Source organism: Streptomyces soli (assembly GCF_003999195.1).
In the GTDB taxonomy this organism is placed as follows: Bacteria; Actinomycetota; Actinomycetes; order Streptomycetales; family Streptomycetaceae; genus Actinacidiphila; species Actinacidiphila soli.
Window position 1 is genome coordinate 1 of sequence record NZ_RJVR01000070.1, and the last position, 8,486, is coordinate 8,486.

Here is an 8,486-nt window from a genome sequence, read left to right on the forward strand (position 1 = left end):
CGGTGCGGCGGGCGCGGCCGCCATCGGCATCGCGGCGCCGTACGCCGTCTCGTCGCCCGCCACCCCCCACGTCCCCCGGCGGCGCACGCTGCGCCGCTGCTCGGCCCGCCAGGCGGCCAGCGGTTCGTCCCCGAGCTCGAAGACCTGCAGCTGCACGCCGCCCCAGAGCTCCTCGCCGGAGACCTGGCCCTCGACCGTCGCGCCCAGCCCCAGCGGCACCGCCACGAACTGCCGGATCGTGCCCGAACCGGAGTTGATGCCGTCCAGCCACGGCTGGCGCGGCAGCACCACGTAGTTCTGCGGCTCCCGCGAGAGCCGGTCGCTCCACGGCCTCCCCGACACCGCGCACACCTTGCCGACCCCCACCTGCAACGCCGCCGGGGCCGTCGCGGAGAAGCTCAGCCACATCGCCTCGCGCTGATAGACCGGCAGCATCACCCCGCCCCGCGCCAGCCACTCGGCGGGAGCCCGGTCCGGGTAGTCGGCCACCCTGCGCAGCGGGAAGGTCCCCAGGCCGGGTGGCAGTGGATGGGTGCCGGTCTCCGGCAGTCGCAGGGTCCGCATGAACCGGACCGTCACTCCACCGGGCAGCTCCAGCGCCGCGCCCGATATCCGCACCTGGTCGTCGCCCATCGCGGGGCCTCCCTGCTGTCAACGACCGCTCAGCCGCGGCCGCGTGCCTCCAAGGATGCCAAGTACGCGTTGTACGCGACCAGCTCGGCGTCACCGTCACGGTCTGCCGCCCGGTCCTTGCGCCGGGCGTGCCGCTGCTCCGACATGTACCACTGGAACAGCAGGGCCACCAGAACGATCACCGACGGGATCTCACTGAACGCCCACGCGATGCCTCCGGCCGCCGTCTGGTCGTCCAGCGGGTCGATGCCCAGCGAGGCCGGCGGGTGCAGGAAGGTGGTCACCATCGGCTCGCTGGCCATCATCAGCGCGATCCCGAAGAACGCGTGGAACGGCATCCCGGCGAACAGCTCCAGCATACGCATGATGTAGCCCGGCCGGTTCGGCCCCGGGTCCACCCCCATGATCGGCCAGAAGAACGCCAGGCCTACCGCCAGGAAGTGCAGCATCATCGCGATGTGCCCGGCCCTGCTGCCCATCAGGAAGTCGAAGAGCGGGCTGAAGTACAGCGCGTACAGGCTCGCGATGAACAGCGGGATCGTGAACGCCGGATGCGAGATCACCTGCATGTACCGGCTGTGCAGCACCGCCACCAGCAGCTCGCGCGGCCCCTTGCGGTTTCCCCGCCCCGACGCCGGCAGCGCCCGCAGCGCGAGCGTCACCGGCGCACCCAGCAGGATCAGGATGGGGGAGACCATACTGATGACCATGTGCTGCACCATGTGGACGCTGAACATGACCATGCCGTAGTCGTTCAGCGCAGTGCACATCATTAGGGCGACCGTCAACACCCCAGTCGTGAAGGCGATGATCCGCCCCACCGGCCAGCGGTCCCCGCGCCGGAGCAGACGCACCACGCCCCAGCCGTACAGTGCGAGCGCCAGCAGACACCCCACCATGAAGACCGGATCCCCGCTGAACTCCAGCCCCCGCCCCAGCGTGAACGGCGGCAAGTCCGTCATCGTGCCGTGTCCGCCGTGGTCCATCCATCACTCTCCATGTCGTGCGTGTGCCCGGACCAGACTAAAGCCGCCCCGCTGCCAGGAGGGCAGCGGGGCGGTGGGGGGCGTCGGTGGTGGTTCGGCGGGCTCACCCGCCCTGGAGCACGGACAGGACGTTTCCGGCGGGGTCCTTGAACCACGCGATGTACGGACCCCGGTCGCTGCGGACGATCCCCTTCTCGTCCGCCTTGAAGTCGTCGTACGTCTCGAAGCTCACTCCGCGCGCGGCGAGTTCGTCGACGGCCTTGTCGATGTCATCGACGGGGAAGTTGAGGATGGTGAAATCCGCCGGGGTGTGGTCCTGCTTCGGATAGACCAGGATGTCCGTGCCACCGGCGATGTGCAGCCTCAGCAGGCCGTTCTCCTCGGAGACCGACAGGCCGAGCGTGTCGCCGTAGAAGGCCCGGGCCTTCCCGATGTCGTTCACGGCGAAGCCGCTGAACGCCTTGGTGTCTCTGAACATGACGACCACCTTTCGGCTCCCAGTCTGCTCGCGTGAAGGCCGCCCCGCAGCTGCGGGGCGGCCTTCACAACCGGAGCGGGTGGCCTACAGCACGCACTCCGCCTCGACGTAACGCTCGGCCGGGACCGTCTTGAGGTGCTCGACCGCCTCGGCGAGCGGCACCAGCGTGATGTCGGTGCCGCGCAGCGCCGTCATGTGGCCGAAGTCGCCGTTGTGCGCCGCCTCCACGGCGTGCCATCCGAAGCGCGTGGCCAGGACACGGTCGTACGCGGTCGGGGTGCCGCCGCGCTGGACGTGGCCGAGGATGACCGGGCGGGCCTCCTTGCCGAGCCGCTCCTCCAGTTCGACGGAGAGCTGGTTGGCGACGCCGGTGAAGCGCTCGTGACCGTAGACGTCCTTGGCGCCGGAGGTGAACTGCATCGTTCCCTCACGGGGCTTGGCGCCCTCGGAGACCACGACGATGGCGAACTTCTTGCCTGCCTCGAAGCGCTTGCCGACGACCGCCGTGAGCTCGGCGATGTCGAAGGGCCGCTCGGGGACGACGATGGCGTGGGCGCCGGCCGCCATGCCCGAGTGCAGGGCGATCCAGCCGGTGTGGCGGCCCATGACCTCGACGATCAGCACCCGCTGGTGCGACTCGGCGGTGGTCTTCAGCCGGTCCAGGGCCTCGGTCGCCACGCCCACGGCGGTGTCGAAGCCGAAGGTGACGTCGGTCGAGGAGATGTCGTTGTCGATGGTCTTGGGCACACCCACGATCGGCAGCCCGTTGTCGGACAGCAGCCGGGCCGCCTTGAGGGTGCCCTCGCCGCCGATCGGGATGATCGCGTCCAGGCCCAGGTCGGCGACATGGCCCTTGGCCCGCTCCACGCCGTCCCGCAGGTGCTCCGGCCGGACCCGCGAAGAGCCGAGGATGGTGCCACCGCGAGCCAGGATGCCGGCGACGGCGTCCAGGTCGAGCTTGCGGTAGTCACACTCGAGCAGGCCCTTCCATCCGTCGTGGAAGCCTATGACCTCGTCACCGTGGTCGACCACGGCGCGGTGCACCACAGACCGGATGACGGCGTTCAGTCCGGGGCAGTCGCCACCGCTGGTCAGCACGCCAATACGCATTGCTCGTTACTCCTGACAGATCGATCCGGGCGCCGGACCCCGTCGTCCGGATGGACCTGCGGCGCCGCGCCGCACTCTTACGATACTGAGCCACCCTCGGGCTGCGCTTAAGCGCCCGCAGTACGGACACCCCGGACCCGCCCCGGGGTGTTGCCCTCACGTGTTCAGGGCCTCAGGCCGGCTGGCTCGCCGCCGCGATGCGCTCGGCGCGCAGCGCCTCGTACCACTGGTCGTCCGCCGGCGGCAGCGCCTTCACGTCCAGCGCCAGCTTGATCAGCATGTCCGCGATCTGCGGATTACGGGCCATGACCGGGCCGTGCATGTAGGTGCCGAACACCGTGTCGTTGTACGCGCCCTCGGTGCCGTCGCCCGTGCCGTTGCCCTTGCCGAAGCGGGTCCGGGCGAAGGGCCGGGCACGCTGTCCGACGTGGGTGATGCCCTGATGGTTCTCGAAACCGGTCAGCGGCGGCAGGCCGAGGGCCGGGTCGATGTCCGCCAGGACGTCACCGACGCAACGCTCGCCCTCGCCGCGCACGCTCACCACGTCCAGCAGACCCAGGCCCGGCTCGGGGCGGCCCAGGTCGTTGACGAACTCGTGGCCGAGGATCTGGTAGCCCGCGCACACCGAGAAGACGATCGCGCCGTTCTCCACGGCGCGGCCCAGCCCGCCGTCCCGGCGCAGCCGCTCCGCGGCCAGCCGCTGCGGGCGGTCCTCGCCGCCACCGATGAGGTAGATGTCGCCCGAGGTCGGGATCGCCTGGTCGGACCGTACGTCGATACGGGTGACGGGGACGCGGCGCTGCCGGGCGCGGCGCTCCACCACCAGGACATTGCCCTGGTCGCCGTAGGTGCTCAGCAGGTCGGGGTAGACCCACACCAGGCGCAGGCTGGAATCAGTCATGCTTGCGTACTCCCTCAGTTGCCGACGCGGCGGCGCAGGTCCTGGAACGCGGTGTAGTTGGCGATGGCCTCGATCCGGCCGGCGGGCGCGCTGCGCACCGCCTCGTCGGCGTCCTGGCAGACCCGGAACTGCAGCCCGGCGACCTCCAGCCGGACCGCCAGGTCCAGCTTGCGGTCGCCGATGACGAAGATCGGGTGCCCGGCGAGCCGGGTGTAGTCCACGTCCCACAGCCACGAGGTGTCGGTGCCGTCGGCGCCGCGGGCGTTGACCGAAAGGATCACCGGGGCCGGCGGCCCGTCAATGAGGGAGAAGGTCTCCAGCCAGCCGGCCGGGTTCTTGGCCAGCAGCAGCCGTACGTCGCGGCCGAGGAAGCTCACCACGTCGTAGCGGCCGGCCACCGCCTGCACCGCGTACATCCGCTCCAGCGCGACCTTGGGGTCCACCCCGAAGGCGGCGGCCGCGGCGGCTGAGACGGTGGCGTTGGACTTGTTGGCCCGGCCCGGCAGTTGCAGATGGATCGGCCAGGCGGCGCCGTACGGATCGATCACATGGTCGCCGGACAGCGCCCAGGTCGGCATCGGACGGCGGAAGCCGCACTTGCCGCAGAACCAGTCCTCGGAGGGGCGTTGCAGGACGCCGCCGCAGGACGGGCAGGACCAGGCGTCGTCCTTCCACTCCTGGCCGGCCGCCACCCACACCACGGTCGGGCAGGAGGACGCGGCCCAGGTGATCAGGGGGTCGTCGGCATTGGCGATCACGATCGCCTCCGTACCGGCCAGGCCCTCGCGCCACTTCTCGGCGAGCATCCGGGTCTCGGCGGCGCGGTCGAGCTGGTCGCGCGACAGGTTGAGGAGGGCGATCGCCTTGGGGTTGACGTCCCGGGCCACGCCGGCCAGGTACTTCTCGTCGACCTCGATCACGCCGTAGCGGGCGTCTGAGCCGCCGGCCAGCGCGGAGGTGATCCCGGCGGGCATGTTGGCGCCCAGCGCGTTGGAGACGACCGGGCCCGCGGCCCTGAGGGCTTCGGCCAGCAGCCGGGTGGTGGTGGTCTTGCCGTTGGTCGCCGAGACCAGCACCACGTCGAGGTGGGTGGCGAGCGCCGCCAGCAGGTCCGGGTCGAGTTTGAGGGCCACCCGGCCGCCGATCACCGATCCGCTGCCACGGCCTGCCGCGCGCGACACCGCCGCGGCGGCCCTGCCCGCCGTCACGGCCAGCTTCGCCCGCGGCGACAGCGGCTCCGAGTTGCCTGCCATCGTCTCCACAACCTCCTTGTGTCCGGCCCCACGCCTGCCCCGCGGGTCGGTCGCGCATCAGCCTATCGACTCCGTGCACCGGCCCAGAAACCCGCCGCCCCTTACAGTGGCCCCCATGCGACACGGCACCATCCCCGGCAGCACCGGAACCGTCCACCCGATGCGGCTGCTCGGCGACCCCGGCCTCCACGAGCCCTGCCGCGAGGTGACCGCCTTCGATGCCCAACTCGCCCTCCTGATCGAGGACTTGTTCGCCACCATGTATGCCGCCGAGGGCGTCGGCCTCGCCGCCAACCAGATCGGCGTCCCGCTCAGGGTCTTCGTCTACGACTGTCCCGACGACGAGGACATCCGCCATCTCGGCCACGTCGTCAATCCGCGCCTGGTCCGCGCCGACGGCGTCACGATCACCGGTTCCGAGAGCTGTCTGTCCCTTCCGGGCGTCCACGCGGGCACGACCCGCCACGACGAAGCCCTCATCGAGGGCTTCGACCGGCACGGCGAGCCGCTCCGGGTGGAGGGCACCGGATTCTTCGCCCGCTGCCTCCAGCACGAATGCGATCACCTGGACGGCCGCGTCTTCACCGACGGCCTTACGGGGCTCCGCCGCCGCCGCGCCCTGTGGGCGGCGCGGCGGGTCGGCAAGGCCGGCCCGTCCGGTGTGTGAGACCCCGCTACAGCGCCGGCGCGCCGGGCCGGTCCGCGGCCGCTGCCAGCCGCCCCCAGAGCAGATCCGCCAGATGCCGCACCAGCTCGTCGCGGGACGTGGGCCGCTCCGCCAGCCACCAGTCACCGGCCGCGTGCATCATGCCGACGATCCCGTGCCCCCACACCCGCGCCAGCGCCTCGCTGTCCGGTCCGAGCTCAAGCCGCTCGGCGATGACCTTCGCCAGCTCCTCGCCCATCCGGCGCAGCAGCGGCGCGGAGTGCCCGCCGAAGTCGAAGCCCTTCTCGCCGTCGGCTGCGTCCTCCGCCGGGTGCATGAGGAAGCGGTAGACCTGTGGCCGCGCCTCGATGGCCGCGAGATACGCGTGCAGGGTCGCCTCGACCCGGTCCCGGCGGTCGTTCGGCTTGTCCAGGGCCGCCCGCAGCGTGGCCAGCAGGGCGTCCGTGTGCCGTTTGGCCAGTGCGCGGTACAGACCGCTCTTGTCGCCGAAGTGCCGGTAGAGGATCGGCTTGGTGATGCCCGCCTCGGCGGCGATGGCGTTCATCGACGCCTCGGGCCCGTCGCGCAGCACGACGCGGTCGGCAGCCTCAAGAAGCTCCCTGCGCCGCTGTTCCGCGGCTGTCCGCTGCACCTGCCGCTGGCTGGTATCCACCAGAGCCTCCCCGCCCGTTCGAATTCCTCACGCCCACGCAACGTAACACTCCGGCGACAGCCATCCGGCCGCCCGGCCCCGAGTTGACAGTCGTACCAGCGGGTAACAGACTCGTGTTACCGCAAGTAACCAGCAGGTGGAGGGGACTCATGGGCGACTTCACGCTCGAACTCAACGACGACCAGACGGCCGTACGCGACTGGATCCACGGCTTCGCCGCCGATGTGATGCGTCCGGCCGCCGCCGAGTGGGACGACCGCGAGGAAACGCCCTGGCCGGTGATCCAGGAGGCCGCCAAGATCGGCCTCTACTCCCTCGACTTCTACGCCCAGCAGTACTTCGACCCCACCGGGCTCGGCATCCCCCTCACCATGGAGGAGCTGTTCTGGGGTGACGCCGGCATCGGCCTGTCCATCGTCGGTACCGCCCTCGCCGCCGTCGGCGTCCTCGCCAACGGCACCGAGGAGCAGATCGGCACCTGGATCCCCCAGATGTACGGCGACGTCAACGACGTCAAGCTCGCCTCCTTCTGCTCCTCCGAGCCCGACGCCGGCTCCGACGTCTCCGCGATGCGTACGAGGGCCGTCTACGACCAGGCCAAGGACGAGTGGGTCCTCAACGGCACCAAGACCTGGGCCACCAACGGCGGCATCGCCAACGTCCACGTCGTCGTCGCCGTCGTCGACCCCGAGCTCGGCGCGCGCGGCCACGCGTCCTTCGTCATCCCCCCGAACACCCCCGGCCTCTCCCAGGGCCAGAAGTTCAAGAAGCACGGCATCCGCGCCTCCCACACCGCCGAGGTCGTCCTCGAGGACGTGCGCATCCCCGGCTCCTGTCTCCTCGGCGGCAAGGAGAAACTCGACGACCGCCTGGCGCGATCCCGTGAGCGCGCCAAGGCCGGCCGGGGGAGCGTCAAGAACGCCGCCATGGCCACGTTCGAGGCCTCCCGGCCGGCCGTGGGCGCCCAGGCGGTCGGCATCGCCCGCGCCGCGTACGAGGTGGCCCTCGACTACGCCAAGACCCGCGTCCAGTTCGGCCGCCCCATCATCGACAACCAGGGCATCGCCTTCCAACTCGCCGACATGCGCACCCAGATCGACGCCGCTCGCCTCCTGGTCTGGCGGGCCTCCTGGATGGCCAGCGCCGGCAAGCCCTTCACCTCCGCCGAGGGCTCGATGTCCAAGCTCTACGCCGGCGAGACCGCCAAGAAGGTCACCGCCCAAGCCATGCAGATCCTCGGCGGCAACGGCTTCACCCGCGAATACCCCGTCGAGCGCATGCACCGCGACAGCGCGATCTACTCCATCTTCGAGGGCACGGCGGAGATCCAGCGCCTCGTCATCGCCCGTACCATCTCGGGCCTTCCCATCCGATAGGGCTGCCGGCCCGCTGCGCCTGCGGGGGCTTCTCCCGCCCGGTCCGCCCGCCCGTTCGCCCTGCAACTGGTCTCTGGCCTCTCCTGGTGGCTCATCGCGATCGGCGGTTGCGCACCGAAGGAAGCTTCGGGGGTGGTGGCACAACCCGGCCACACGCCCGCAGGCAGCGACGAGGCTGCACCGAAACCGGGGCGGAGCCCCGGTTTCGGGAAGCTCAGCGCCGCGCCGGAGTGCCGCCTCCAGGCCATCCAGGGCGTCGACGAGCAACTCGGCCGTGCGGTGGGCCACCCGGTCGCAGGCGGAGCCCTCCGCAGGGGGAGGCGGCGAGCGCGTCCCGGACCGGGGAGAGGTCGGGCGGCCGGCGCTCGCGGGCGGCGGCCGCGGTGGCCTCGCGGAGGGCGGCGGCGAAGGCGGAGGCGGCCGGGACCGG

Annotated in this window: 8 protein-coding genes and 1 pseudogene; 2 read left to right on the forward strand and 7 right to left on the reverse strand. The window is 71.1% G+C overall.

Annotated features, from left to right (window positions below; translation table 11 throughout):
• The 6 genes and pseudogenes from EFK10_RS05605 to EFK10_RS05630 form a co-directional block, all read right to left on the reverse strand.
• Nucleotides 1-633: pseudogene (locus tag EFK10_RS05605) on the reverse strand (hypothetical protein); the annotation flags it as partial.
• A gap of 29 nt (nt 634-662) precedes the next feature.
• Nucleotides 663-1,619, reverse strand: coding sequence for a cytochrome c oxidase assembly protein (locus tag EFK10_RS05610; protein ID WP_127354650.1), 957 nt, complete (start codon nt 1,617-1,619; stop codon nt 663-665).
• A gap of 103 nt (nt 1,620-1,722) precedes the next feature.
• Nucleotides 1,723-2,097 carry a VOC family protein gene (locus tag EFK10_RS05615; RefSeq protein ID WP_127354651.1) on the reverse strand — a complete coding sequence of 125 codons (375 nt, stop codon included), beginning with the start codon at nt 2,095-2,097 and terminating at the stop codon, nt 1,723-1,725.
• A gap of 84 nt (nt 2,098-2,181) precedes the next feature.
• Entirely contained in the window at nt 2,182-3,207 is a 1,026-nt protein-coding gene (locus EFK10_RS05620) for a 6-phosphofructokinase (protein WP_127354652.1), read from the reverse strand.
• A 172-nt stretch (nt 3,208-3,379) separates the two neighbouring features.
• On the reverse strand, nt 3,380-4,108 hold the full coding sequence (locus EFK10_RS05625) for a type 1 glutamine amidotransferase (protein ID WP_127354653.1): 729 nt from the start codon (nt 4,106-4,108) through the stop codon (nt 3,380-3,382).
• Between the two features lie 14 nt (nt 4,109-4,122).
• Complete coding sequence (locus EFK10_RS05630; RefSeq protein ID WP_127354654.1) at nt 4,123-5,361, reverse strand: MurT ligase domain-containing protein; 1,239 nt, start codon at nt 5,359-5,361, stop codon at nt 4,123-4,125.
• Between the two features lie 115 nt (nt 5,362-5,476).
• Between EFK10_RS05630 and def the strand changes: the two genes are divergently transcribed.
• Nucleotides 5,477-6,028, forward strand: coding sequence for a peptide deformylase (def, locus tag EFK10_RS05635; RefSeq protein ID WP_127354655.1), 552 nt, complete (start codon nt 5,477-5,479; stop codon nt 6,026-6,028).
• Between the two features lie 7 nt (nt 6,029-6,035).
• On the opposite strand, the gene EFK10_RS05640 is transcribed toward def, so the two are convergent.
• Nucleotides 6,036-6,680, reverse strand: a complete 645-nt coding sequence (locus tag EFK10_RS05640; protein WP_127354656.1) for a TetR family transcriptional regulator — start codon at nt 6,678-6,680, stop codon at nt 6,036-6,038.
• Nucleotides 6,681-6,829: 149 nt separating this feature from the next.
• On the opposite strand from EFK10_RS05640, the gene EFK10_RS05645 reads away from it, so the two are divergent.
• Nucleotides 6,830-8,056: an acyl-CoA dehydrogenase family protein gene (locus EFK10_RS05645; protein WP_127354657.1), complete on the forward strand. Its 1,227-nt coding sequence runs from the start codon at nt 6,830-6,832 to the stop codon at nt 8,054-8,056.
• Nucleotides 8,057-8,486 lie beyond the last annotated feature (430 nt).

Coding starts and splice junctions, on each gene's coding strand:
- EFK10_RS05610 (WP_127354650.1), bottom strand. CDS start 1,619: ATGGACCACGGCGGACACGGCACGATGACGGACTTGCCGCCGTTCACG.
- EFK10_RS05645 (WP_127354657.1), top strand. CDS start 6,830: ATGGGCGACTTCACGCTCGAACTCAACGACGACCAGACGGCCGTACGC.
- EFK10_RS05615 (WP_127354651.1), bottom strand. CDS start 2,097: ATGTTCAGAGACACCAAGGCGTTCAGCGGCTTCGCCGTGAACGACATC.
- EFK10_RS05625 (WP_127354653.1), bottom strand. CDS start 4,108: ATGACTGATTCCAGCCTGCGCCTGGTGTGGGTCTACCCCGACCTGCTG.
- EFK10_RS05630 (WP_127354654.1), bottom strand. CDS start 5,361: ATGGCAGGCAACTCGGAGCCGCTGTCGCCGCGGGCGAAGCTGGCCGTG.
- def (WP_127354655.1), top strand. CDS start 5,477: ATGCGACACGGCACCATCCCCGGCAGCACCGGAACCGTCCACCCGATG.
- EFK10_RS05620 (WP_127354652.1), bottom strand. CDS start 3,207: ATGCGTATTGGCGTGCTGACCAGCGGTGGCGACTGCCCCGGACTGAAC.